Origin of the sequence: Pseudomonas sp. NPDC090208, from assembly GCF_044746785.1 — a bacterium.
In the GTDB taxonomy this organism is placed as follows: Bacteria; Pseudomonadota; Gammaproteobacteria; order Pseudomonadales; family Pseudomonadaceae; genus Aquipseudomonas.
Genome location: NZ_JBIVCU010000009.1, coordinates 160,819 through 186,546 on the forward strand (window position 1 = coordinate 160,819; position 25,728 = coordinate 186,546).

24 protein-coding genes are annotated in these 25,728 nt (G+C 61.8%); 14 read left to right on the plus strand and 10 right to left on the minus strand.

Annotated features, from left to right (window positions below; genetic code table 11):
* Window positions 1-30 precede the first annotated feature (30 nt).
* Window positions 31-1,989 carry a 7TM diverse intracellular signaling domain-containing protein gene (locus ACIPL0_RS16600; RefSeq protein WP_400597570.1) on the minus strand — a complete coding sequence of 653 codons (1,959 nt, stop codon included), beginning with the start codon at window positions 1,987-1,989 and terminating at the stop codon, window positions 31-33.
* A gap of 313 nt (window positions 1,990-2,302) precedes the next feature.
* Between ACIPL0_RS16600 and ACIPL0_RS16605 the strand changes: the two genes are divergently transcribed.
* The 4 genes from ACIPL0_RS16605 (at window position 2,303) to ACIPL0_RS16620 (ending at window position 5,937) form a co-directional block, all read left to right on the plus strand.
* Entirely contained in the window at window positions 2,303-3,100 is a 798-nt protein-coding gene (locus tag ACIPL0_RS16605) for a hydroxymethylpyrimidine/phosphomethylpyrimidine kinase (protein ID WP_400597569.1), read from the plus strand.
* Between the two features lie 23 nt (window positions 3,101-3,123).
* Window positions 3,124-3,750, plus strand: a complete 627-nt coding sequence (thiE, locus tag ACIPL0_RS16610; RefSeq protein ID WP_400597568.1) for a thiamine phosphate synthase — start codon at window positions 3,124-3,126, stop codon at window positions 3,748-3,750.
* A gap of 51 nt (window positions 3,751-3,801) precedes the next feature.
* On the plus strand, window positions 3,802-5,085 hold the full coding sequence (gene hemL, locus ACIPL0_RS16615) for a glutamate-1-semialdehyde 2,1-aminomutase (protein WP_400597567.1): 1,284 nt from the start codon (window positions 3,802-3,804) through the stop codon (window positions 5,083-5,085).
* A gap of 303 nt (window positions 5,086-5,388) precedes the next feature.
* Window positions 5,389-5,937 (plus strand): tetratricopeptide repeat protein, encoded by a 549-nt coding sequence (locus ACIPL0_RS16620; protein ID WP_400597565.1) that lies wholly within the window; start codon window positions 5,389-5,391, stop codon window positions 5,935-5,937.
* Here ACIPL0_RS16620 and ACIPL0_RS16625 read toward each other — a convergent pair whose 3' ends face one another.
* Window positions 5,938-6,264 carry a DUF1820 family protein gene (locus ACIPL0_RS16625; RefSeq protein WP_400597564.1) on the minus strand — a complete coding sequence of 109 codons (327 nt, stop codon included), beginning with the start codon at window positions 6,262-6,264 and terminating at the stop codon, window positions 5,938-5,940.
* 134 nt (window positions 6,265-6,398) lie between these two features.
* Here ACIPL0_RS16625 and miaB point away from each other — a divergent pair, with 134 nt between their 5' ends.
* The 5 genes from miaB to lnt all read left to right on the plus strand — a co-directional run bounded on the left by miaB (window position 6,399) and on the right by lnt (window position 11,889).
* Window positions 6,399-7,727 carry a tRNA (N6-isopentenyl adenosine(37)-C2)-methylthiotransferase MiaB gene (miaB, locus tag ACIPL0_RS16630; RefSeq protein ID WP_400597752.1) on the plus strand — a complete coding sequence of 443 codons (1,329 nt, stop codon included), beginning with the start codon at window positions 6,399-6,401 and terminating at the stop codon, window positions 7,725-7,727.
* Between the two features lie 260 nt (window positions 7,728-7,987).
* Window positions 7,988-8,992 (plus strand): PhoH family protein, encoded by a 1,005-nt coding sequence (locus tag ACIPL0_RS16635; protein ID WP_400597563.1) that lies wholly within the window; start codon window positions 7,988-7,990, stop codon window positions 8,990-8,992.
* Complete coding sequence (ybeY, locus tag ACIPL0_RS16640; RefSeq protein ID WP_400597562.1) at window positions 8,985-9,485, plus strand: rRNA maturation RNase YbeY; 501 nt, start codon at window positions 8,985-8,987, stop codon at window positions 9,483-9,485. The genes ACIPL0_RS16635 and ybeY overlap by 8 nt, the downstream gene beginning before the upstream one ends.
* 5 nt (window positions 9,486-9,490) lie before the next feature.
* The gene (locus tag ACIPL0_RS16645; protein WP_400597561.1) at window positions 9,491-10,333 is read left to right on the plus strand and encodes an HlyC/CorC family transporter; all 843 of its coding nucleotides are present in this window, start codon (window positions 9,491-9,493) and stop codon (window positions 10,331-10,333) included.
* A gap of 35 nt (window positions 10,334-10,368) precedes the next feature.
* Window positions 10,369-11,889, plus strand: coding sequence for an apolipoprotein N-acyltransferase (gene lnt, locus ACIPL0_RS16650; RefSeq protein WP_400597559.1), 1,521 nt, complete (start codon window positions 10,369-10,371; stop codon window positions 11,887-11,889).
* Between the two features lie 472 nt (window positions 11,890-12,361).
* Here the strand turns inward: lnt and ACIPL0_RS16655 are convergent, their stop codons facing one another.
* Complete coding sequence (locus ACIPL0_RS16655) at window positions 12,362-13,123, minus strand: YdcF family protein (protein ID WP_400597558.1); 762 nt, start codon at window positions 13,121-13,123, stop codon at window positions 12,362-12,364.
* 86 nt (window positions 13,124-13,209) lie between these two features.
* Window positions 13,210-13,581, minus strand: a complete 372-nt coding sequence (locus ACIPL0_RS16660; RefSeq protein ID WP_400597556.1) for a hypothetical protein — start codon at window positions 13,579-13,581, stop codon at window positions 13,210-13,212.
* 281 nt (window positions 13,582-13,862) lie between these two features.
* Here ACIPL0_RS16660 and leuS point away from each other — a divergent pair, with 281 nt between their 5' ends.
* The 5 genes from leuS to ACIPL0_RS16685 all read left to right on the plus strand — a co-directional run bounded on the left by leuS (window position 13,863) and on the right by ACIPL0_RS16685 (window position 20,053).
* Window positions 13,863-16,469: a leucine--tRNA ligase gene (leuS, locus tag ACIPL0_RS16665; protein WP_400597554.1), complete on the plus strand. Its 2,607-nt coding sequence runs from the start codon at window positions 13,863-13,865 to the stop codon at window positions 16,467-16,469.
* Between the two features lie 88 nt (window positions 16,470-16,557).
* Window positions 16,558-17,163, plus strand: a complete 606-nt coding sequence (gene lptE, locus ACIPL0_RS16670) for an LPS assembly lipoprotein LptE (protein WP_400597552.1) — start codon at window positions 16,558-16,560, stop codon at window positions 17,161-17,163.
* Window positions 17,164-17,205: 42 nt separating this feature from the next.
* Window positions 17,206-18,243 (plus strand): DNA polymerase III subunit delta, encoded by a 1,038-nt coding sequence (gene holA / locus ACIPL0_RS16675; protein WP_400597550.1) that lies wholly within the window; start codon window positions 17,206-17,208, stop codon window positions 18,241-18,243.
* Between the two features lie 228 nt (window positions 18,244-18,471).
* Window positions 18,472-18,627: an alternative ribosome rescue factor ArfA gene (gene arfA, locus ACIPL0_RS16680; RefSeq protein WP_400597549.1), complete on the plus strand. Its 156-nt coding sequence runs from the start codon at window positions 18,472-18,474 to the stop codon at window positions 18,625-18,627.
* An 88-nt stretch (window positions 18,628-18,715) separates the two neighbouring features.
* The gene (locus ACIPL0_RS16685) at window positions 18,716-20,053 is read left to right on the plus strand and encodes a lytic murein transglycosylase (RefSeq protein ID WP_400597548.1); all 1,338 of its coding nucleotides are present in this window, start codon (window positions 18,716-18,718) and stop codon (window positions 20,051-20,053) included.
* 242 nt (window positions 20,054-20,295) lie between these two features.
* On the opposite strand, the gene lipA is transcribed toward ACIPL0_RS16685, so the two are convergent.
* From lipA to mltB, 6 genes are all read right to left on the minus strand, one after another.
* Window positions 20,296-21,345 carry a lipoyl synthase gene (lipA, locus tag ACIPL0_RS16690; protein WP_400597547.1) on the minus strand — a complete coding sequence of 350 codons (1,050 nt, stop codon included), beginning with the start codon at window positions 21,343-21,345 and terminating at the stop codon, window positions 20,296-20,298.
* 1 nt (window position 21,346) lies between these two features.
* On the minus strand, window positions 21,347-21,994 hold the full coding sequence (gene lipB / locus ACIPL0_RS16695; RefSeq protein ID WP_400597544.1) for a lipoyl(octanoyl) transferase LipB: 648 nt from the start codon (window positions 21,992-21,994) through the stop codon (window positions 21,347-21,349).
* The gene (locus ACIPL0_RS16700) at window positions 21,994-22,269 is read right to left on the minus strand and encodes a DUF493 domain-containing protein (protein ID WP_400597542.1); all 276 of its coding nucleotides are present in this window, start codon (window positions 22,267-22,269) and stop codon (window positions 21,994-21,996) included. Before ACIPL0_RS16700 ends, lipB begins: the two co-directional genes overlap by 1 nt.
* Before the next feature lie 87 nt (window positions 22,270-22,356).
* Window positions 22,357-23,517, minus strand: coding sequence for a D-alanyl-D-alanine carboxypeptidase family protein (locus tag ACIPL0_RS16705; RefSeq protein WP_400597540.1), 1,161 nt, complete (start codon window positions 23,515-23,517; stop codon window positions 22,357-22,359).
* Between the two features lie 175 nt (window positions 23,518-23,692).
* Complete coding sequence (locus ACIPL0_RS16710; protein ID WP_400597538.1) at window positions 23,693-24,715, minus strand: septal ring lytic transglycosylase RlpA family protein; 1,023 nt, start codon at window positions 24,713-24,715, stop codon at window positions 23,693-23,695.
* Window positions 24,715-25,725, minus strand: a complete 1,011-nt coding sequence (gene mltB, locus ACIPL0_RS16715) for a lytic murein transglycosylase B (RefSeq protein WP_400597535.1) — start codon at window positions 25,723-25,725, stop codon at window positions 24,715-24,717. Before mltB ends, ACIPL0_RS16710 begins: the two co-directional genes overlap by 1 nt.
* Window positions 25,726-25,728 lie beyond the last annotated feature (3 nt).

Genomic DNA, 25,728 nt, shown 5'->3' on the forward strand with positions numbered 1-25,728 from the left:
CGGCGGCAATCGCAAGAAATCCAGTGATAATCACACCACCGGCGAAGCCGCCCGCATGACTTCCAGGCTCAAGCGGAACTGGCTACCGTTGCCCGGCTCGGACTGGTGGCTCAAGCGCCCGCCCTGCAATTCGATCAGCTGTCGGCAAATCGCCAGGCCGATGCCCAGCCCGCCGTATTCACGGGTCATCGAGCCGTCCACCTGATAGAAGTTGGCGTACAGCGTCGCTTCGTCCAGCCGGCTGAAACCGATGCCGGTGTCGATCACATCCACCAGCAGCCTGACTTGCTGCGCGTCGATGCACTGGCCGCCGACCTTGATCCGCACCGAACCGCTCTTGGTGAACTTGATCGCGTTGTCCATCAGGCATTCCAGGCACTGGCGCAGTTTCAGCGCGTCGCCGTGCAGGCTGTCGGGCAAGGCTTCGTCCAGGTCGATCGTCAGGCTCAAGCCCTTGCAGCGCGCCGCAGGCTCAAACGTGCTGCGCACCTGAAACAGCAGATGCCGCAGGCTGAAGGCTTCGTTTTGCAGCGTCACGCGGCCGGCCTGGAGCTCAGTCAGGGTGAGGATGCCGTTGACGATGCCCATCATGTTTTGTGCGGAGTCGGCGGCGGTCTGCCGGTACAGCTCGATGTCCTCGTCAGCGCCGTCCAGTTGCATCAGTTCCAGCGAGCCGATCACACCGTTCATGGGTGTGCGCAGTTCGTGGGTCAGGGTGGCGAGGAACTCGTCTTTCAGACGATTGCTGACCGCCAGTTGCTGGTTGAGCCTTTCCAGGTCGCGACCCGACTGCGCCATGATCTGCGCTTCGCGCTCGCGCATGGTGTTGATGCGGTCGGCCAGCGCCAGCGACAGCAAGGCCACTTCCACCACCGACCCGATCTGGCTGGCGTACATGGTCCAGAAATTATTGGGCAGGTGCCCAAGCAACATGGTCGCGTTGATCACCCCGCCGATCAGGAACGCGCCCCAGGCGAAGACAAAATAGCGCGCCACCCGCCGCCCACGGGCCCAGGCCACAATACCGATCAGCAGGATCACCGGGGTGAACAGCAGCACCAGCCCGGTCACCAGCCGCAGCGCTACGCCGTAATCGGTCGCCAGCGCCAGCCCCATGATCACTGCCGCGCAGCCCATCAGCAGCAACAGCGGCACATCCACCCAACAGCCCAGTTTCGGCGTCTGCAAGAACTTGCGGGCGAACTGGCCGGCGAACAGGATCGCCGCCGCGATCAAGAAGGTGGTCGAGGTGTTGGCCCACCACGGATTGTCCGGCCACAGGTATTCGATCCCGGCGCCGTTGACCGACACCTGATACAGACCGAAACAGGTGATGTAGAGGATGTAATACAGATAGCTGGTGTCGCGCACGCTCAGGTAAATGAACAGGTTGTAGACCAGCATCACCGCCAGCACGCCGTAGATCATGCCGAGGACATACAGCCGCGACGGCTGCTCTTCTATATAGGCATGGGCCGACCACAGATTGAGCGGCGCCTGCAGCGAGCCGTGGCTGGAGACCCGCAGGTAGGCGGTCTTGCTTTCATGGGGCCGCAGGTTGAGGTCGAACAGGTAGTTGTTCTGTTTTATCTGGCGACTGGAGAACGGCAGCATGTCGCCGGTCTGCCAGGTCAGGCTTGGCGGCGTGTCGTCGCTGCTCAGGTACAGGTCGACATGGTCCATCGGCGGGTAGGCCAGCTCCAGCAGCCAGTCGGCGGAAGCGGTCGGGTCCCGGGGGCGATAGGTCAGGCTCACCTTGAGCCAGAACGTGGAGCGCGAATAACCGGCATTGAGCGAACCGGCGTCCAGCGCCTTGAAGCGCGCCACGCCTTCGGGCGACGACACCTGTTCGATGGTGGCCTCATCGGTCGGGTCTTCAAAGATTTGCGTCGCACGCCCCAGCGCCAGGGTGCGGGTGTGCTCGTCGAACTCCACGGCGCCAGCGAACAGCGGCAGCCAGGCCAGCAACAGGATCAGTGCAAGACGCATGCGGCACCGCCCGTATGGTCTGGAACAGCCGTCCGGCGCTTGGCAGCGACCACACACTCGATCATCGGGGTTAACAGGCAACGCACTTGCATTCACTCTTCGGCAGGGACACGCACTAGGCAGGACAGCATAGCGATTGATAGCGAGATGACACCATCTTTAATCGTCCCACGCCAAGCTTTCGGCCGCCTTTCATGACGACTGGCGCTTTCCCGGGCATGAGCGCCGGGCCAGAGGCTCTGCCGCGCAGCGTCGGAAAAATCTGTCAGCGACCAGCGGTCCGGGAAAAACTTTAGTGGTAAGCTCGCGCACCATGAATACCTATACCTCCCGCCCCGTTGTCCTCTGTCTCTCCGGCCACGACCCCAGTGGCGGTGCCGGTCTGCAGGCAGATATCGAAGCCCTGCTCGCCCAGGGTTGCCACGCCGCTCCCGCAGTCACCGCGCTGACCGTTCAGGACACCGTGAATGTCACCGACTTCCGTGTACTGGACCGTGAATGGGTACTCGCCCAGGCCAATGCCGTGCTCAACGACTCCACGGTGTCCGCCGTGAAGCTGGGCATGCTCGGCTCACTGGAGATGGTCGACACTGTCGTCGAACTGCTCGCCGCCCATCCGCATTTACCGCTGGTCTGCGACCCGGTGCTGCGTGCAGGTGGCGGTGGCCGACTGGGCAAGGATGAAGTCGGCTATGCCATGCGCGAACGTCTGTTGCCGCTGGCGACCATCGCCACGCCGAACCTGCCGGAAGCGCGCATCCTCGCCGAACTGCCGGAAGGCACTGCCGATGAATGCGCGGAAAAACTTCTGCCGTTCTGCGAGCACCTGCTGATCACCGGCGGCCACGGCGACGAGCACGAAGTGCATAACCGCCTGTACCTGCGCAACGGTCAGACGCGCACTTTTACCTGCCAGCGCCTGCCGGGCAGCTATCACGGTTCCGGCTGCACGCTGGCCAGTGCGCTGGCCGGTCGACTGGCCCTGGGGCAGGACGTCATCGGCGCGGTGGAAACGGCGCTGGACTACACTTGGCGCACGCTGCGCGACGCAGAACAACTGGGCAAAGGCCAGTTCGTACCGCGCCGTCTGCCGCTGGATTTCTGCTCGTAACGCCACGCGAAAGAGGCACCTCGATGAAACTACGTGGCTTGTATGCCGTTACCGACAGCCAACTGTTGGCCGGCAAATTTCTGGCTTACGTCGAAGCCGCCCTCGACGGCGGCGTGACCCTGCTGCAATACCGCGACAAATCCGGCGACGACAACCGTCGCCTGCGCGAAGCCTCGGAACTGCTCAAGCTGTGCGAGCGCTACAAGACCCGCCTGATCATCAACGATGACGCCGAGATCGCCGCCCGCCTTGGCGTCGGCGTGCATCTGGGGCAGACCGACGGCTCATTGCCGGACGCCCGTGCCCTGCTCGGCCACAAGGCTATCGTCGGCGCCACCTGCCATGCGCAACTGGCGCTGGCGGAACAAGCCAAGGCCGACGGCGCCACCTATGTCGCCTTCGGTCGCTTCTTCAACTCCAACACCAAGCCCGGCGCGCCGGCCTGCAGCCTGGAAATGCTCGCCGATGCGCGCAAACGCATTTCCCTGCCAATTGCCGTGATTGGCGGCGTGACGCTGGAAAACGCTGCGCCGCTGGTGGCCCACGGTGCCGACCTGCTGGCCGTGGTGCATGGCCTGTTCGGTGCCGAGACGACTCAGGAAGTCACCCGCCGCGCCCGTGCTTTCAACGATCTGTTCAAGCCGGCCTGATCCCGCATCGGGCGGCCCGCACCCAATTTCGCTTCAAGAAGAGACTTGACCATGTCCCGTTCCGAAACCCTGTTCGCCAACGCCCAGAAACACATCCCAGGTGGCGTCAACTCGCCGGTTCGCGCTTTCAAGAGCGTCGGCGGCACACCACTGTTCTTCAAGCACGCCGCCGGTGCCTACGTCACTGACGAAGACGACAAGCGCTATGTCGATTACGTCGGCTCGTGGGGCCCGATGATCCTCGGTCACAGCCACCCGGAGGTGCTCGACGCGGTACGCAAGCAACTGGAACACGGCCTGTCCTACGGCGCGCCGACGGCGATGGAAACCGAGATGGCCGATCTGGTCTGCTCGATCGTGCCGTCCATGGAAATGGTGCGCATGGTCAGCTCCGGCACCGAAGCCACCATGAGTGCGATCCGTCTGGCCCGTGGCTTCACCGGCCGTGACAGCATCATCAAGTTCGAAGGCTGCTACCACGGTCACTCCGACAGCCTGCTGGTCAAGGCCGGCTCCGGCGCACTGACCCTGGGCGTGCCAAGCTCGCCGGGCGTACCGGCGGCATTCGCCAAACACACCCTGACCCTGCCGTTCAACGACATCGACGCGGTCAACGCGATGCTCGACGACGTCGGCCAGGAGGTCGCGTGCATCATCGTCGAGCCAGTGGCCGGCAACATGAACTGCGTGCCGCCAGCGCCGGGCTTCCTGCAAGGTCTGCGCGACGCCTGCGACAAACACGGCGTGGTGCTGATTTTCGACGAAGTCATGACTGGCTTCCGCGTCGCCCTCGGCGGCGCCCAGGCCTACTACGGCGTGACGCCCGACCTGAGCACCTTCGGCAAGATCATCGGCGGCGGCATGCCAGTGGGCTGCTTCGGCGGCAAGCGCGAAATCATGTCGCACATCGCTCCGCTGGGCCCGGTCTATCAGGCTGGCACGCTGTCCGGTAACCCGCTGGCGATGGCCGCCGGCCTGACCACCCTGCGCCTGATCAGCCGTCCGGGCTTCCACGACGAACTGAGCACCTTCACCACCCGTCTGCTCGAAGGCCTGCAACAGCGCGCCGACGCTGCCGGCATTCCGTTCACCACCACGCAAGCCGGTGGCATGTTCGGTCTGTACTTCACCGACGCCAAACAGATCGTCACTTTCCAGGACGTGATGAGCAGCGACGCCGACCGCTTCAAGCGCTTCTTCCACCTGATGCTCGAAGGTGGCGTGTACCTGGCGCCGAGTGCGTTCGAGGCCGGTTTCACCTCCATCGCCCATGGCGAAGCGGAACTGCAACTGACCCTGGATGCGGCCGAGAAGGCGTTTGCCAAGCTGAAATGACGCGCCTCTCCTGTGGGAGCCGGCTTGCTGGCGAATGCATACGGTCAAACATTTTCGTCAATGACACTGCGCATTCGCCAGCAAGCCGGCTCCCACAGTTGATTTACGGTGTCATCCGGTTATTTTGTTAGATATTTAGTTACGTATTGCCGTTTGAATGCATGAATACAGGCCCATCAAGCCCGTGCAGCAGAAAATCAGTAAAGACTTTGTAAGGCAGGCCCTGCTTATTTCATAATGCGCAGCCAGCACGTTTCGCTGCACGGGCATGCCCGCACCTTTTTCAGAGGTAAACCGACTTCCATGAACCGCACCGGCCGCACCCTTGCATTGGGCTGCCTGTTGCTTATTCATCCCCTGCTGGTGAATGCAGGTGGCAACTCGTTGTTGATCCCAGCGGTGGGTCGTTGCACCCTCAATACCCAGCCAGACAACCTGCCCGCAGCGTTGTCGGCCTGCCAGCAGGCGGCCAAGGCAGGGGATGCGCAGGCGCAATACGAGTTGGGACAGTTCTATTACGACGGCAAGAGTACGCCGCGCGATCTCACTCAGGCACTCAACTACTTCGAACAGGCGTCGTTACAAGGCCACGCCCAGGCACAGTATCAACTGGGTCTGATGTTCTTTCGTGGCGAGGGCGTACAGGCCAATAACATTCAGGCGTATATCGTCCTGAAGATGGCCGCGGTCAATGGTTCGGAAGATGCGCTGGATCAGGCTGACGAAGTATCCGCACAAATGAAGAAGGAAGACCTGGAAGTGGCCACTCAGGTACTCGGCCAGATCTTCCGCAAGTATCTGCTGGAGCTGCAAACGGCCGAAGGTCGTACGCCGTTCGCCCCGCTCCCCTGATCACTTCTCCGGCATTGGCACCGGAAACGGCATGACGTTGCCGGTCGGACGTGCTTCGCTGATCTTGGCCGTGCCCATGCGCTCGACCTCATCGATCCGCACGATCGAATGCATCGGCACGAAGCTGCGCACCACGCCGTCGAACTGCGCTTTCAGTTTTTCCTCGCTGGGGTCCACGACCACCGTCGTGCGCTCGCCGAAGACGAACTCTTCAACTTCCAGAAATCCCCACAGATCGCTTTGATAGATCTGTTTGGCGTACATCTCGAACACCTGTCCCTGGTTGAGAAAAATCACCTTGTAGATTGGAGCTTCGCGTTTGGTCATGTCAGGCAGGCAATGATCAGGGTTTGAAAAAGGGCGCGAACTATAGCACGCCGCTCGTTAGACGACGCTAGGAACCCGGGGCCCGCGTCACTATAATGCGCGGTTCTTCGAATCACCTGATGACCCGAACCCGCATGGCCAAGAAGCTCTACATCGAAACCCACGGCTGCCAGATGAACGAGTACGACAGCTCGCGCATGGTCGACCTGCTGGGCGAACATCAAGCACTGGAAGTCACCAGTCGTGCCGAGGATGCGGATGTCATCCTGCTCAACACCTGTTCGATCCGTGAACGGGCGCAGGACCGCGTCTACTCCCAGCTTGGCCGCTGGCGGGAACTCAAGGAAGCCAAACCGGGGATGGTCATTGCCGTCGGCGGCTGTGTAGCCAGCCAGGAAGGTGCGGCGATTCGTGACCGTGCGCCCTATGTCGACGTGGTGTTCGGCCCGCAGACCCTGCACCGTCTGCCGGAAATGATCGACGCGGCGCGGATCACGCAGCTACCGCAGGTCGATGTGTCGTTCCCGGAGATCGAAAAATTCGACCACTTGCCGGAGCCTCGTGTCGACGGCCCGAGCGCGTATGTGTCGGTCATGGAAGGCTGCAGCAAGTACTGCACCTTCTGCGTGGTGCCGTACACCCGTGGCGAAGAAGTCAGCCGGCCGTTCGACGACGTGATCACCGAGGTCTTCCACCTCGCCGAAAACGGCGTGCGCGAAGTCACCCTGCTGGGTCAGAACGTCAACGGCTATCGCGGCACTACCCATGACGGGCGCCTGGCCGACCTGGCCGAGCTGATCCGCGTGGTGGCCGCCATCGACGGCATCGAGCGCATCCGCTACACCACGTCGCACCCGCTGGAATTCTCCGACAGCCTGATCCAGGCTCACGCCGAAGTCCCGCAACTGGTCAAGCACCTGCACCTGCCGGTGCAATCGGGTTCGGACCGCATTCTCGCGGCGATGAAGCGCAACCACACGGTCCTCGAATACAAGTCGCGCCTGCGCAAACTGCGCGCCGCCGTGCCGGATATCTGCATCAGTTCCGACTTCATCGTCGGCTTCCCGGGTGAAACCGAGAAAGACCACCAGCAGACCATGAAGCTGGTGGAAGAAGTCGGCATGGACTTCTCCTACTCGTTCGTCTACAGCCAGCGTCCGGGTACACCGGCCGCCGACCTGGCCGATGACACGCCAGAAGAAGTGAAGAAAGAACGTCTGAAACAGCTGCAGCACCTGATCGACCGCCAGGGCTTTGAAATCAGCCGCAAGATGGTCGGCAGCGTGCAACGCATTCTGGTCACCGACTATTCGAAGAAAGACCCCGGCGAGCTGCAGGGCCGCACGGAAAACAACCGCATCGTCAACTTCCGTTGCGACAACCCGAAGCTGATCGGCCAGTTCACCGACGTGCACATCGACAGCGCCCAGCCGCACTCGCTGCGCGGCTCGCTGTTGCAATAAGCGCCAGCGCCCCCATCTAAGGCCAATGTTTCGGAAGCACCCGGCTTTATCGACGACGTTACCGCTGTAGGAGTGAGCTTGCTCGCGATTGCATTTTGTCAGCCTCTGTAGAGGTGTCTGGTCCAGCGCAATCGCGAGCAAGCTCACTCCTACAACAATGGCCATACCGTCAGCCATTAGTAAGCGAACCCTTTCGGACACCGCCCACAGGGCGTATCCTTCATTTCATCTCAATTGCCGTCAGGCGGCTCAAAACGACCTTGAACGCACCTATAGAACCCCATCGTTTCACCCTCGAATCCATCGAGGCACATCGCTTCGCAAATCTGTGCGGGCAGTTCGATGAGCATCTGCGCCTGATCGAACAACGCCTGAACATCGAAATCCGCAATCGTGGCGGCCAGTTCGAGATGATTGGCGAGCGCAAACAGACCACTTCGGCAGAAAACCTGCTGCGCCGGCTGTATCGGGAAACCCAGAGTACCGAGCTGTCGCCGGACATGGTCCACCTTTTCCTGCAGGAATCCGGCGTCGAAGAGCTGGACAACCACCCTGCCGCCGAAGTCGGCGTCGCCCTGCGCACGCGCAAAGGCATGATTCGCCCGCGCGGCCTGAATCAGCAGCGCTACGTGAAGGAAATCCTCGCCAACGACATCAACTTCGGCATTGGTCCGGCCGGTACCGGCAAGACCTATCTGGCCGTGGCCGCTGCTGTCGACGCGCTGGAACGCGAGCAGATCCGTCGCATCCTGCTGGTCCGTCCGGCGGTCGAAGCCGGTGAAAAGCTCGGTTTCCTGCCTGGCGACCTGTCCCAGAAGATCGACCCGTACCTGCGACCGCTCTACGATGCGCTCTACGAGATGCTCGGCTTCGAACACGTGGCCAAGCTGATCGAAAAGCAGGTCATCGAAGTCGCGCCACTGGCCTACATGCGCGGGCGCACGCTTAATAACAGCTTCATCATTCTCGACGAGAGTCAGAACACCACCGTCGAGCAGATGAAGATGTTCCTGACCCGTATCGGCTTCGGCTCCACCGCCGTGATCACCGGTGACATTACCCAGATCGACCTGCCTCGCGGCACCAAGTCCGGTCTGACCCATGTCATCGAAGTGCTCAAGGACGTGCCGGGCATCAGCTTTACCCACTTCAAGCCCAAGGACGTTGTGCGCCATCCGCTGGTGCAGCGCATCGTCGAAGCTTACGAGCGCTTCGAACAGCACAACGGCAGTCCGGCCCCACGGGACAGCGACCGCGATGCTTGAACTGGATCTGCAGGTCGCCAGTGAAGCCACCGCCCCGAGTGAAGCCCAGTTCCGCCTGTGGTGCGAAACCGGGCTGCGCCCGCGCACGGCGGATTCGGAAATGACCATCCGCCTGGTCGACGAAGCCGAAGGCCGGGAACTGAACCACACCTGGCGTCACAAAGACTACGCCACCAACGTCCTGTCGTTCCCCGCCGAGGTGCCCGACGGATTGCTGGATATCCCGCTGCTGGGCGATCTGGTGATCTGCGTGCCGGTGGTTGCCCGCGAGGCCGCCGAACAAGGCAAGGCGCTGGATGCCCACTGGGCGCATCTGGTGATTCACGGCTGCCTGCACCTGCTCGGTTTCGACCACATCGACGATGACGAAGCCGAAGAAATGGAAGCACTGGAACGAGAGTTGCTTGCAGAGTTGGGCTATCCGGATCCGTACGCCGACGATGAAGACGTCGGTATTCCCCATTCAGAAACACCAGGCAAGGACCACGAGTAAGGGCTATGAGCGAAGACCGATCGAGCAACGGGCAAAAGTCATGGTTGGGCAAACTGACCCAGGCATTTGCCCATGAGCCGAAAAATCGCCAGGAGCTGCTTGAGCTGCTGCGCGAAGCCCATCAGAACAAGCTGCTCGACAGCGAAGCCCTGGCCATCGTCGAAGGCGCCATTCAGGTCGCCGACCTGCAGGTCCGCGACATCATGGTGCCGCGTTCGCAGATGATCAGCATCAAGGCCAGCCAGAGCCCTCGCGAATTTCTGCCGGCGGTCATCGACTCGGCCCACTCGCGTTACCCGGTGATCGGCGAGAGCCACGACGACGTGCTCGGCGTGTTGCTCGCCAAAGACCTGCTGCCGCTGATCCTCAAGGAAAACGGCGGTATCAGCGACGTCAAGAACCTGCTGCGGCCGGCGACCTTCGTGCCGGAATCCAAGCGTCTGAACGTGCTGCTGCGCGAGTTCCGTGCCAACCATAACCACATGGCCATCGTCATCGATGAATACGGCGGCGTGGCGGGTCTGGTGACCATCGAAGACGTGCTGGAACAGATCGTCGGCGATATCGAGGACGAGCACGACGTCGAGGAAGACAGCTACATCAAGCCGCTGCCCAGCGGTGACTTCCTGATCAAGGCGCTGACGCCCATCGAGAGCTTCAACGAGTTCTTCGACAGCGAGTTTTCCGATGACGAATTCGACACCGTCGGCGGTCTGGTGATGAACGCGTTCGGGCACCTGCCCAAGCGTAATGAAATCACCGAAATCGGCGCGTATCGTTTCCGCATCCTGAACGCGGACAGCCGTCGGATTCATCTGTTGCGCCTGAGCCCGATCTCGCGCGCGTGAGTTGTTGCCAAAAGTAGCACTGCTAAGGAATGTAAATGCGCTGGATCACCCGCCCCGGCTGGCCCGGTAACCTGCTGGCCATGGCGGCTGGCGCACTGACCACCCTGGCCCTGGCGCCATTCGATATCTGGCCGCTGGCGATTGTCGTCCTTGTGGTGTTTTACCTCGGTCTGCGTGACCTCAGACCGCGTCAGGCGCTGTGGCGTGGCTGGAGCTACGGCTTTGGCCTGTTCGGCGGTGGCACCAGCTGGATCTACGTCAGCATTCATACCTACGGCGAGGCGCCGGTCTGGCTGGCCGCGTTCCTGATGGTGCTGTTCTGCGCCTCGGTGGCATTCTTCTTCGCCCTGCCCGCGTGGTTATGGGCACGCTGGATCCGCCGCAATCAGGCTCCCCTGGCTGACGCCGTGACCTTCGCTGCCCTGTGGTTCGGCCAGGAAATGTTTCGCGGCTGGTTCCTCACCGGCTTCCCGTGGCTCTATTCCGGTTATAGCCAGCTCGATGGCCCGCTGAAAGGCCTGGCGCCGTTGGGCGGCATGTGGCTGATTTCCTTCAGTCTGGCGCTGACCGCAGCGCTGTTGTGCAACCTGCCGCGCCTGCGCGCACGCAAGGGTGCCTTCGCGGCGGGCATGGCACTGCTGCTCGCCCCTTGGGTGATCGGCCTGGCACTGAAAAACCACGCATGGACCGAACCGTCCGGCGCGCCATTGAAAGTGGCCGCCATGCAGGGCAACGTCGAACAGAGCTTGAAGTGGGACCCGGCGGCACTGAACGCACAACTGGCGCTGTACCGCGACATGACCTTCACCGCACAGAAGGCCGACCTGTTCATCTGGCCGGAAACCGCCGTGCCGGTGCTTAAAGAGTCGGTGGAAGGCTATCTGTCGGTGATGGGCAAGTTCGCTGCCGAGCGTGGTTCGGCGCTGATCACCGGGGTGCCATTGCGCCAGAAAGGCGGTCGCGGCGAGTATCGCTACTACAACGCCATCACCGTGACCGGCGAAGGCGACGGCACCTATCTGAAGCAGAAGCTGGTGCCTTTCGGCGAATATGTGCCGTTGCAGGACATGCTGCGCGGCCTGATCACCTTCTTCGACCTGCCGATGTCCGACTTCGCTCGCGGCCCTGCCGACCAGCCGCTGCTGCAAGCCAAGGGTTATCAGATTGCGCCATTCATCTGCTACGAAGTGGTGTATCCGGAATTCGCCGCCGGCCTCTCGGCCCAGAGCGATCTGCTGCTGACTGTCAGCAACGACACCTGGTTCGGCACCTCGATCGGCCCGCTGCAGCACTTGCAGATGGCGCAGATGCGCGCGCTGGAAGCCGGCCGCTGGATGATCCGCGCCACCAACAACGGCGTCAGCGCACTGATCGACCCGTACGGCAAGATCACCACCACCGTACCGCAGTTTGAACGCGCGGTGATGTACGGCGAAGTCACGCCGATGCACAACCTGACGCCGTATCTGCACTGGCGCTCGTGGCCACTGATCATTCTGTCAGTGTTGCTGGTGGGTTGGGCGATGGTGGCGCGGCGGATGCACAAAGCCACCTGACTCACGATTGCCAAGGTGGAACGCAAGTCCTGTAGGAGTGAGCTTGCTCGCGATAGCATTCTGTCAGTCATCGGTAATGTGTCTGACCCAGCGCAATCGCGAGCAAGCTCACTCCTACAATTCGATGGCAGATGCCTGGCGCAAACCCCGTAGGACCGCGCTTGCCCGCGACTGGTGGGTTGGGCGATGGTGGCGCGGCGGATGCACACGACTGCCTGACACGGACGTTCCACATGCTGGAACGCACCCCCTGTAGGAGTGAGCTTGCTCGCGATAGCATTCTGTCAGTCATCGGTAATGTGTCTGACCCAGCGCAATCGCGAGCAAGCTCACTCCTACAATTCGATGGCAGATGCGTGGCGCAAATCCCGTAGGAGCGCGCTTGCCCACGACAGCATTCTTTCAGTCACCGTTGATGTGTCTGATCCAGCGCAATCGCGGGCAAGCGCGCTCCTACAGGGGTTGTATCGAGTCAGCGATAAATCAACGGATACACCAGCAACCCCGCCGCTTCATTGATCAATTGGCCGCTTTGCCAGACCGCCCTTGCCTCAGGCGTCCAGCCGCCGAACGGGCGGGCGTTGTCGACACCCAGAAACCCGACCGGCGCCGGCACCACGCTGAACCCCGCCTTCTCGAAACTCCACACCGAACGCGGCATGTGCCAGGCCTGGGTGACCACCACCACGCGCCGGATGCCCTGAGGCTGCAGAATGGCTGCGCTCATGGTGGCATTTTCCCAGGTCGTGCGGCTCAGTCCTTCCTGCCAGCGCACTGTCACCCCGAAATCGTTCTTCAGTGATTCCGCCATGATCGCCGCCTCACTCGGCGGCTCGCCGTAATGTAGCCCACCCGTGACCAGGATCGGCAGCCCGGACGCCTTCGCCAGCCGCGCGGCGTAGCGCAGCCGTTCAAGGGCGATGCCGGTCGGAATGTCGCTGCCCCAGCTCGGATCGTTACGCTCACGACCGGAGCCCAACACCACGATCGCGTCGGCTCGCTGGGCCAGATCCTGCCACTGACTCTGCGCCAGCGGCGGTATTCGCTCCAGACTGCGCGCCGACCACTCCACGACAACCGGCAGGCTCATAGCCACTAATCCGCCAAGTCCAATAACAAATAAACTTCGCGCCAGCCGTGGCCGTGAATGTTTCAACCACCAGGCCAGCAGCAATAACAGCAGAAAGAGGCCGGGCGGCAATAACAGGTTCTTGATGAAGTAACGAAAAGGCATCGGGCATCTCCAGAAGATGCCCGAAGCCTAGAAGGAATAATGCCAAGCAACAATGCTTGATCGAACGGGGTTGGCACCCGCAAAAGTTACCGCTTGAAATGTTTGCTGGAACTGTAACGGCTCAACTTAGCCGACACTTTGGCGCGACGCTGGTCCTTCAGCCAGATGACGTTGGCTGCGGGACGCGGGGCGCGGAGCGGCTCCGAAGGCTCCCGTGAAGTGGTGACACTCCCCTTCTTTATGTTCGACGAATCCTCTCTGACAACGACTTCCTTACGATCAAGATACGCCTCGATCAACTGGAATTCGGCGGGGCTCAACCCGCGCAACTCAAGTTCGGCCGGATCTTCATTGCGAAGCCGTACTGCTGTTTTCGCCATGTCCAGAGCCAGCCCCAGACGATCAATCAAACGGTCATACAAATCAGGTGTGTTTACTTGGTGCCGCAGCTCTGCCATCCGTTCACCTCACTGAAGATAAACTCATACCCTCGTAAATGAGCTTAGCGGCACTGCAAAAACCGGCGCGATGCCGCGACCAACGGCGACTTGTACATAAAGAGGGTTTCCCTCGGCTGTCTGGCCTCATGTATGCTACGGCGCTTCCTGTCATTCCACTTCAGCTCCCCCGGGCATGATTGCACCGCGCCGCAGACGAGACGGTCCACAGCGCAGCCCTTCTGATCCGGGAACACGGCGAAGAGGTCAAGGATCACCAATCTCTAGCAAAAAAAGTAGCCATGCACGAACTCTATCAGCCCCGTGAAATCGAAGCCGCCGCCCAGACCTTCTGGGAAGAGCAAAAGTCGTTTGAAGTCAGTGAACAGCCAGGCAAGGACACGTACTACTGCCTGTCGATGTTTCCTTACCCCAGCGGCAAGCTACACATGGGGCATGTGCGCAACTACACCATCGGCGACGTGATTGCCCGCTACCAGCGGATGCAGGGCAAGAACGTGCTGCAACCGATGGGTTGGGACGCCTTCGGCATGCCGGCGGAAAACGCCGCGATGAAGAACAACGTCGCCCCGGCCAAGTGGACCTACGAAAACATCGCCTACATGAAGTCCCAGCTCAAGAGCCTGGGCCTGGCGATCGACTGGTCCCGCGAAGTCACCACCTGCAAGCCTGACTACTACCGTTGGGAGCAGTGGCTGTTCACCCGCCTGTTCGAAAAAGGCGTGATCTACCGCAAGAACGGCACCGTGAACTGGGACCCGGTGGACCAGACCGTACTGGCGAACGAGCAGGTGATCGACGGTCGCGGCTGGCGTTCCGGCGCGCTGATCGAAAAACGCGAAATTCCGATGTACTACTTCAAGATCACGGCTTACGCCGATGAGCTGCTGGAGAGTCTCGACGAACTGCCGGGCTGGCCTGAACAGGTCAAGACCATGCAGCGCAACTGGATCGGCAAGTCCCGCGGCATGGAAGTGCAGTTCCCGTACGATCAGGCCTCGATCGGCGAAGCCGGCGCCCTGAAAGTCTTCACCACCCGTCCGGACACCCTGATGGGCGCTACCTATGTGGCCGTTGCCGCCGAGCACCCGCTGGCGACCCTGGCTGCGCAAAACAATCCCGAGCTGCAAGCGTTCATCCATGAATGCAAGAGCGGCAGCGTCGCCGAAGCCGACGTCGCCACCCAGGAAAAGAAAGGCCTGCCGACCTCGCTGTTCGTCGAGCATCCACTGACCGGCGAAAAACTGCCGGTGTGGGTCGCCAACTACGTGCTGATGCACTACGGCGATGGTGCCGTGATGGCCGTACCGGCCCACGACGAGCGCGATTTCGAATTCGCCAACAAGTACAGCCTGCCGATCAAATCGGTGGTGCGCACCAGCGCTGGCGACGCCTCGCCTGCCCCTTGGCAGGACGCTTACGGCGAGCACGGCCAACTGATCAACTCCGGTGAGTTCGACGGTCTGGACTTCGCTGGCGCGTTCGACGCCATCGAAGCCGCGCTGATCAAGAAAGAACTCGGCAAGTCGCGCACCCAGTTCCGCCTGCGCGACTGGGGTATCAGCCGTCAGCGCTACTGGGGCTGCCCGATCCCGATCATCCACTGCGCCAGCTGTGGCGACGTGCCGGTCCCTGAAGACCAACTGCCGGTCAAACTGCCGGAAGACGTGGTGCCGGACGGCGCCGGTTCGCCGCTGGCCCGCATGCCGGAATTCTACGAGTGCACCTGCCCGAAATGCGGCGCAGCGGCCAAGCGTGAAACCGACACCATGGACACCTTCGTCGAATCGTCCTGGTACTTCGCCCGCTACGCCTCGCCTCACTACGAAGGCGGCATGGTCGACCCGAAAGCCGCCAACCACTGGCTGCCGGTCGACCAGTACATCGGCGGTATCGAACACGCGATCCTGCACCTGCTGTACGCGCGCTTCTTCCACAAGCTGATGCGCGACGAAGGTCTGGTCAGCTCCAACGAGCCGTTCAAGAACCTGCTGACCCAGGGGATGGTGGTCGCCGAGACCTTCTATCGCCTGGAGGCCAACGGCAGCAAGACCTGGTTCAACCCGGCCGACGTCGAGTTCGAGCGCGACAGCAAGGCCAAGATCATCGGCGCCAAACTGATTGCCGACGGTCTGCCGGTGGAAATCGGCGGCATCGAGAAGATGGCCAAGTCGAAGAACAACGGCGTTGACCCGCAGTCGATGATCGACCAGTACGGCGCCGACACCTGCCGTCTGTTCATGATGTTCGCCTCGCCGCCGGACATGAGCCTGGAATGGTCCGACTCCGGCGTCGAAGGTTCGCACCGCTTCCTCAAGCGCGTCTGGCGTCTGGCTCAGGCCCACGTCAGCGCCGGCCTGCCCGATGCACTGGACAAGGCTTCGCTGAGCGACGAACAGAAAGCCGTGCGCCGTTCGATCCACCTGGCCATCAAGCAGGCCGGTCAGGACGTTGGTCAGCACCACAAATTCAACACCGCCATCGCCCAGGTGATGACGCTGATGAACGTGCTGGAAAAAGCAGCGCAAGCCACCACTCAGGACCGTGCCCTGCTGCAGGAAGGTCTGGAAACCGTGGCCCTGTTGCTGGCGCCGATCACTCCGCACATCAGCCATGAGCTGTGGACTGCGCTGGGCCATGCCGATCCGGTCATCGATGCCGGCTGGCCGGTCGTCGATGAGTCGGCTCTGGTGCAGGACAGCCTGCAACTGGTGGTTCAGGTCAACGGCAAGCTGCGCGGCCAGATCGAAGTGCCGGCCAGCGCCAGCCGCGAGGACGTCGAAGCCGCTGCACGCACCAACGAGAACGTGCTGCGCTTCATCGACGGCCTGACGATCCGCAAAGTGATCGTGGTGCCGGGCAAACTGGTGAACATCGTCGCCAGCTGACGGAACCGGGCGCCTGCACGGTCAGGCGCCAGACTTACTTCCAGGGCCCGCGATTTCGGGCTCAAACGGATTCAAGGGGAGCAACAAGATGAGCAAACGCAATCTGCTGGTTATGGGCCTCGCGGTATTGCTGAGCGCCTGCGGTTTCCAGCTGCGCGGCACCGGCACCAACGCACTGTCGATCAAGGAACTGGACGTCAGTGCCCGTGACGCTTACGGCCAGGTCGTCACCCAGTTGCGTCAGACCCTGAGCAACAGCGGCGTACACGTCTACACCGGCGCCCAGTACAAATTGTTCCTGGCTCGCGAAGACGAAACCCAGCGCACCGCCAGCTACGTCGGTTCGGGCCGTTCGGCCGAATACGAGCTGACCAACGTGCTCAAGTATGAAATCCATGGCACCAAGAACGTCCTGCTGCTGGACGACACCGTGCAGGCGCAGAAAACCTTCGTTCACGACGGCAACAACCTGATCGGTTCCGACCAGGAAGCCGAGCAGATCCGCAAGGAAATGCGTAACGAACTGGTGCAGAAAATGGTCGCCCGTCTGCAACAGCTGACACCTGAGCGTCTGGACGAGTTGCAGGCCAAGGCCGATGCCGCCGCCCGCGCCGAGGCTGACGCCGAAGCCGCTGCCCAGCGGGTTCGCGACGAGACGCCACAGCAGTCGCCTGTCGAATTCCCGACCAAGTGATGGCAACGGGGCCGGTTCGCCGGCCCCGACCTTTTCCGCCCTATGAAACTCGCCCCCGCCCAGCTCGCCAAACACCTCCAGGGTGCGCTCGCGCCCGTCTATGTCGTCAGTGGCGATGACCCGCTGCAATGCCAGGAAGCCTGCGACGCCATCCGCGCCGCCGCGCGCCAGCAGGGTTTCGACGAACGCCAGGTGTTCAGCGCCGACGCCAACTTCGACTGGGGCACGCTGCTGCAAGCCGGCGCCAGCATGTCGCTGTTCGCCGAACGGCGCCTGCTGGAACTGCGCTTGCCGTCCGGCAAGCCCGGCGACAAGGGCGCTGCCGCCCTGATGGAATACTGCAACCGCCCTGCTGAAGACACGCTGCTGCTGATCAGCCTGCCCAAGCTCGATGGCGCGGCGCAGAAAACCAAGTGGGGCAAGGCGCTGGTCGAAGGCGCGCAGATTCAGTTCATCCAGATCTGGCCGGTGGATGCCGCCCAGCTCCCGCAATGGATCCGTCAGCGTCTGGGCCAGGCCGGCCTGGCTGCCAGCCCGGATGCGGTGGAGCTGATTGCCGCCCGCGTAGAAGGCAACCTGCTGGCCGCGGCGCAGGAAATCGAAAAGCTCAAGCTGATGGCCGAGCAAGGCCAGATCACCGTGGAAACCGTGCAGGCGGCCGTGGCCGACAGTGCCCGTTTCGACGTGTTCGGCCTGACCGATGCGATCCTCAACGGCGAAGCGGCCCATGCCTTGCGCATGCTGGAAGGCTTGCGCGGCGAAGGTGTCGAGCCGCCGGTGATTCTCTGGGCGCTGTCACGGGAATTGCGAGTGCTGGCCAACCTGGCCCTGCAATACAGCCAGGGCGTGCCGCTGGACAAAGCCTTCAGCCAGGCGCGTCCGCCGATCTGGGACAAGCGCAAGCCACTCATGAGTAAAGCCCTGCAACGCCACACGGCACGCCGCTGGGGCCAGTTGCTGATGGACGCCCAGCACATCGACGCACAGATCAAAGGCCAGGCCGAAGGATCGGTATGGAGCAGCCTGAGCCGACTGGCGCTGCTGATGGCTGGACAGCGCCTGAGCCTGCCCTCCGAATAACCGCCTTCGCTCTCCTTTGTAGGAGTGAGCTTGCTCGCGATCGCATTCTGACAATCAATACAAATGCGCCTGAAACATCGCCATCGCGAGCAAGCTCGCTCCTACAGTTGGCCATACTTGCGTTGCCATCGCGCAGCCCATCTCCGCGATAGCGCAGATCAATTAGACGCGTGGGCCGTTCTGGCCGATGATCCGCCGCGTTTCAATCACCCACACGGAGTACGTGTCATGAGCAAGCCGAAACGGCCCAACAAAGCCAAATCCATCATCGCCCAGCCCCTGTTCCGCAGCCGCCAGGAACGACCCGCCAAGGGCAAGGGCAGCTACCGCCGCGAAGCCTTCCAGTCGAGAGATTGGGAGGCTTCTTCCGTTATGGCGGCCTGAAAACACATCAGGTTATCGCCCCAACGCCCCGCCAGCCGGAGCGCCATGTTAAGGTCTGCACCTTACGGTTTTACCTGCGGACCCCAGAATGCCCCTTAGCTTTCCCCGTCGTTGGCCGGTACGCCAGCTGATCGCACTCTCCAGCCTCTCTGTACTGGTTGCCTGCGCCGAGCAACCCACGCCCGCCGCCGCAACACCACTGCAGGGCACCGCGCCTCTGCAAGTCGCCCGAAGCGCGCCCGTCGCCGTTGGCGCCGTAGCCAGCCCTGATGAAGACAATTTCGAAATCCAGCCGGCCATGAGTTTCAGCGAATGGCAGAGCGCGTTTCGCGCCCAGGCACTGAACGCCGGTATTCGCCCTGACGTTTTCGACCGCGCCTTTGCCGGTGTCACCCCGGACATGAGTGTCATCAAGGCTGATCGCAGCCAGCCCGAATTCACACGCCCGGTCTGGGAATACCTGGACAGTGCGATTTCCGCCGTGCGCGTGCGCAAGGGCCAGGCCCTGCTGGCGCAGTATGCCGATGCGCTGACCACCATCGAGCAGCGTTACGGTGTGGACCGTCAGGCGCTGATCGCGGTGTGGGGCATGGAAAGCAGCTTCGGCCAGTTCCAGGGCACGCAATCGGTGATCCGCTCGCTGGCTACCCTGGCCTATGAAGGCCGCCGTCCGCAGTTCGCTCAGGAGCAGTTGATCGCTGCCTTGCAGATCATTCAGCACGGCGATATCGATGCACCGAACATGCTCGGCTCGTGGGCCGGCGCCATGGGCCAGACCCAATTCATTCCGACCACCTACAACACCCACGCAGTGGATTTCGACGGTGATGGCCGCCGCGACATCTGGAACTCCCCTCTCGACGCACTGGCCTCGACCGCGCATTACCTGCAAAGCTCCGGCTGGCAGAAAGGTCAGCCGTGGGGCTTCGAGGTGCGGTTGAATCCAGGCTTCGACTACGCGATGACCGATGCATCGACGCGCAAGAGCATCGGCGAATGGCAGCAACTGGGCCTGAAATTGCCGAACGGCTCGGCATTGCCGGCCAATCTGCTGCAACAGCAGGCGGCATTGCTGCTGCCAGCCGGCTACAAGGGCCCGGCGTTTCTGGTGATGGACAACTTCCGCGCGGTTCTCAAGTACAACAACTCTTCGTCCTATGCACTGGGCATCGGCCTGCTGTCCGGGCGTTTCAACGGCGGCGGTTACGTTGTCGGCAACTGGCCACGGGGCGACCGCCCGTTGAGCCGTTCCGAACGCATCGAACTGCAAACCCTGCTCTCGGCCCGTCAGTACGATGCTGGCGCTGCAGACGGCATCATCGGCGCCAATACGCGCAAAGCCATCCGCAGCGCGCAACAATCGCTGGGCTGGCCCGCCGATGGCTACCCGACTCAGGAGTTGCTGGACAGTCTGCGTCGGCAGTAAAAGCCTTGCGTCGCCCGGGCTACCCTCTCGGCTTGACCGGACACATGACCCAGTGGGAGGGAGCCCTGCTCGCGAATGCGTCCGGTCAGTCACTGTGACATCGACTGATAGTCCGCTTTCGCGAGCAGGGCTCCCTCCCACGACCTTCGGCCTGAAGCCAGGCAACCATTGTCGGCGCAAACAAAAAACGGGCCGGAGATCACTCTCCGGCCCGTTCTGTTTTCTGCGGCAGAAGCCTGCGATCAACCCGCTGTCAGCAGCGACTTGGTCAGCTTGGCTTGCTCGTCCGCGTGGTACGAGGAACGCACCAGCGGCCCCGACGCAACGTTTTTGAAGCCCATCTTGTAACCTTCCTCGGCGAACCAGGCGAAGGTGTCCGGGTGGACGAAACGCTGGACCGGCAGGTGGCTGCGGGACGGTTGCAGGTACTGGCCCAGGGTCAGCATGTCGATGTTGTGTTCGCGCATGCGCTGCATGACTTCGATGACTTCATCGTCGGTTTCACCCAGACCCAGCATCAGACCGGATTTGGTCGGCACGTGCGGGACCATTTCCTTGAAGCGTTGCAGCAGCGTCAGCGACCACTGGTAGTCCGAGCCCGGACGCGCAGCCTTGTACAGACGCGGTACGGTTTCCAGGTTGTGGTTGAACACGTCCGGCGGCGTCGCTGCGGTGATTTCCAGCGCGATGTCCATGCGGCCGCGGTAGTCCGGCACCAGGGTTTCCAGCTGTACGTTCGGCGACAGCGCGCGGATTTCGCGGATGCAATCGGCGAAGTGCTGGGCACCGCCGTCACGCAGGTCGTCGCGGTCTACCGAGGTGATGACCACGTACTTCAGGCGCAGGTCGGCGATCGCCACCGCGAGGTTCTTCGGCTCATCGACGTCCAGAGGTTTCGGACGGCCGTGACCGACGTCACAGAACGGGCAACGACGGGTGCAGATGTCACCCATGATCATGAAAGTCGCGGTGCCGCCGGAGAAGCATTCGCCCAGGTTCGGGCAGGACGCTTCTTCGCAGACACTGTGCAGCTTGTGCTTGCGCAGCAATTGCTTAATGCGGTCGACTTCCGGCGAAACCGGGATGCGCACGCGAATCCAGTCAGGCTTCTTCGGCAACTCGACCGTCGGGATGATCTTCACCGGGATGCGCGCGACCTTTTCCGCACCGCGCAGCTTCACGCCGGCTTCTACTTTAGGGCGCGGCGTGGCCACGCTTACTGTCGGGATCAGGGTTTGCACGGCACTATCATTTTGCACGGCTATGTCTGCCGTCTCATGCGCAGTAGTCATATCAATCGATTCCGCCCGTTAGGGTCGTCTGCTCAGCGTAGTCGAGGTGTCTGACGAGCTGCGCGCGCAGCCGGGCACTGACCTCGGCAAATTCAATCGGCCCTGCCTGTTCACGCAGCTGGGTCATCGCCAGCCCCGCGTACCCACAGGGATTGATCCGGTTAAAGGGGTTCAGGTCCATGTCGACGTTCAGCGCCAGACCATGGAACGAACAGCCATTACGGATACGAAGGCCCAGCGAGGCGATCTTCGCGCCATCGACATAGACCCCGGGGGCTTCGGCCTTGGCCGCAGCGGTGACGCCATAACTGGCCAGCAGGTCGATCAGGCTGTGCTCGATCCGCGTCACCAGTTCACGTACGCCAAACCCCAGGCGGCGCACATCCAGCATCAGGTAGGCCACCAGTTGACCGGGACCATGATAAGTCACTTGGCCACCCCGATCGACCTGTACCACCGGAATATCACCCGGAAGTAGTAGATGCTCGGGCTTGCCGGACTGTCCCTGGGTAAAAACCGGCGGGTGCTGGACCAGCCACACTTCGTCGGCGGTATCGCGGGTGCGACCGTCGGTAAAACGTTGCATGGCTTGCCAGGTGGGCTCGTAGTCGATCAATCCGAGATCGCGAAAGCCCAGCGTTGCGCTCATCACAGCACCATGTGCACGAAACCGGTGGCGCGCAGTTCACTGTTGATGTCGTAGAGCTGGTCCTGACCGGTGGCGAAGATATGCAGCTGAATGGTGGTGTATTTACCATTGCTGCTCTGGCGCTCGTCCACACGTTCATCGTTGATCGTTGCGTGCTTCTTCACGATGTCGACGATCTTCTGCTTGATATCGACAATGGTGTCGCCGATCACTTTGATCGGGTAATCGGCGCAGGGGAATTCGATCTTTGGAGCTTTAACTTCGGAATCTGTCATGGCAGTAACGGCCTCGTAAGCCGGAAAACGGACAGTCCCCCGCCGCGATCAGCGGCAGGGGCGTACGGAACAATGATCGAGCGTCGATCAGTTGAACAGACTGTAGAAGAACATGCGGATGCTGTCCCACAGGCGGCGGAAGATACCACCTTCTTCAACACCGTCCATAGCGATGAGATTAGCGGTGCGCACGACCTTGTCTTCCAGCTTCACTTCAACCTGACCGACCACATCGCCCTTGGCGATCGGAGCGACCAGTTTCGGGTTGATGCTCATGCTGGCGGTGAGCTTCTTGATCTCGCCTTTTGGCATGGTCATGGACAGATCGTCAGCCAGGCCGACCTTGATCTGGTGCTCGGCGCCTTTCCAGACCGGCGCCTGAGCCAGTTCGGTGCCCTTCTGGTAGAAGGTCTGGGTTTCGAAGAAGCGGAAACCGTAGGTCAGCAGCTTCTGGGTTTCAGCGGCGCGAGCCTGTTCGCTGTTGGTACCGAAGACCACGGCGATCAGACGCATGCCGTCACGCACGGCGGACGACACCATGCAGTAGCCGGCTTCTTCGGTGTGGCCGGTTTTCAGACCGTCGACGGTCTTGTCGCGCCACAGCAGCAGGTTGCGGTTCGGCTGTTTGATGCCGTTCCAGAAGAACTCTTTCTGCGAATAGATCGCGTAGTGAGCCGGGTCTTCGTGGATGATCGCACGGGCCAGCAGCGCCATGTCGTGGGCGGTGGAGTAGTGATCAGGGTTCGGCAGGCCGGTCGGGTTCATGAAGTGGCTGTTGACCATGCCCAGGTCGCCCGCGGTCTTGTTCATCATGTCGGCGAACGCGTCTTCGCTGCCGGCGATGTGCTCGGACACCGCGACGCTGGCGTCGTTACCCGACTGAATGATGATGCCGTGCAGCAGGTCGCTGACGGTGACCTGGCTGCCGACCTTGATGAACATCCGCGAACCGCCGGTACGCCAGGCGTTTTCGCTGACGGTCACCGGATCGTTCTCGCCGATCTGGCCGCGACGGATTTCCAGGGTGGCGATGTACGCCGTCATCAGCTTGGTCAGGGAAGCCGGCGGCAGGCGCTGGTCTCCGTTGTTTTCGACCAGGACGTTGCCGCTGTTGGCATCCATCAGCACATACGCCTTGGCAGCCAGTTGCGGAGGCGATGGCGTCATCTGTTCTGCCGCGAACACGGCAGGCGCGGTGAATAGCGGAATAAGCAGGCAAAGGCGTTTTGCAAAGGTGGTGATGTTCATCCGTCTCTCGAAAATGCTAATGGGCAAACATGCCCTCGCGGGCAAAGCTGTTGTGTGTGCCAGGCCACCCTGGCAACGGACTTTTGAAAGCCCGTGAAACGACGCCGGGGACGCTTGCTCTGGCGGCAAGTCGCCGGTCCGGCGTTTTGATCCTGTCCCGTTGCCGGGACGCGGATCACTGATCGGTGACGACGCTCGGCGACCCCAGGTTGGCCGAACGTACGCTGTTCTGCAGTTGCTGGGCTTCACCCGGCGTGTCGACCGGTCCCATTCGCACGCGGTAGAGCGTCTGTTGATTGCGCGCTATCGAACTCACGAACACCGGGGCCCGAACCATCCCGCTCAACTTCGAACGGAGCAGTTCCGCAGCGTCCGGGTTGGCGAAGGCTCCCACTTGGAGAAACAGCCCAGACGCTGGTCCGGAAGCGTTTTTTTTTGCATCGATCGGGACCGGCGAAACCGGCGCGGCGTGTTGCTGCGGCGGAGGCGTCCACTGCTCGATGGTGCCCGCCGACGCCGTGATCACCGGCGCTGCGACCTGCCGTGGTGGCGGGTTGCTGGCCACTTGCGGCTGATCGAGCATCAACGGCGCCGGCTTGCCGCGCTGTGCCCAGTACTGGGCCGGGTCGATACCTTCGACTTTCACCCGCGCAGTACCGGTTTCGGCGTAACCGAGCTTCTTCGCCGCCGCGTAGGACAGGTCGATGATCCGGTCCGAATAGAACGGCCCGCGATCGTTGACCCGCAGAATCACGGTGCGGTTGTTGTCCAGGTTGGTCACGCGGACATAGCTGGGCAGCGGCAGGGTCTTGTGCGCAGCGCTCATGCCATACAGGTCATACACTTCGCCGTTGGCGGTGTTCTGCCCGTGGAACTTGGTGCCATACCAGGACGCCGTACCGGTCTGCACGTAGCTCGCCGAGTCGCTGAGCGGGAAATAGGTCTTGCCCAGCACGGTGTACGGGTTGGCCTTGTAGGGGCCGGTGTGCAGGGTCGGGACGGCATCGGGAATGCGCGAAACGTCGACATCCCACCACGGCGCGCCGTCCTTGTGGGCCCGGTTGATGTCCAGACCCGGCTGCGAACGGATGATGTTGCCCTGTTGGGTCGGACGACTGGTGGAGCAACTGACGACGAGCAATGCCAGTGCCGCGAAGGCCATCAGCTTCAATGGTTGTTGAATCGGCAATGACCGCATTACTTGACGCCCCGGGCTTGAACAAGCAGTTCAGACAGCTGATGCACGGCCATGGCGTACATCACGCTGCGGTTGTATCGCGTGATAGCGTAAAAATTCTTTAAACCCATCCAGTATTCAGGGCCTTTGTCGCCTTCCAGGCGAAAAGCCGTGACCGGCATATCATCGCGCAGCGCATCATGACTCGCCCACCCCAGCGCCCGCAACTCCCCGACGGTCTTCACCGGCTCAAGACCCGGGCTCAAACCTTCGTCGACGCGACTGCCCTGCACGCTTGCACGACTGACTACCCGCTCGCCCGCGACCCAGCCGTGGCGTTTGAAATAACTGGCCACGCTGCCAATGGCGTCGTCCGGATCGTTCCAGATGTTGATGTGACCGTCTCCGTCAAAATCCACCGCGTAAGCGCGAAAACTGCTGGGCATGAATTGCGGCAAACCCATCGCTCCGGCGTACGAGCCTTTGAGCGTCAATGGGTCGACCTGCTCTTCACGGGTCAGCAGGAGAAACTCGCGCAGCTCCTTGCGAAAAAACTCGGCTCTAGGAGGATAGTCGAAACTCAGCGTCGATAAAGCGTCGATCACCCGGTAATTCCCGGTATTGCGGCCGAAAAAGGTTTCCACCCCGATGATCGCGACGATCACCTGCGCCGGCACGCCGTACTCCTGCTCGGCCCGCGCCAGGGCAAATTCGTGCTGCCGCCAGAAGTCCACGCCCCTTGCGACGCGCGCATCGGTGAGGAACATCGGACGGTAGTCCTTCCATGGTTTGACGCGCTCGGCCGGCCGCGAAATGGCGTCGAGGATCGATTGCTTACGCTGCACATCGCGAAAAACTTCAATCAACTGCTCGCCGGCAAAACCGTAATCGCGGGTCATTTCCCCCACGAACTGAGCGACTTGAGGGGAGCCCTCATAGTCGCCGGCAAGCGACTCCTGCACAGAACCGAAGATGCCCATCAGACCGACCAGCGGTACACATCGGGCAGCCCAGCCACGCACTACTTGCATCGA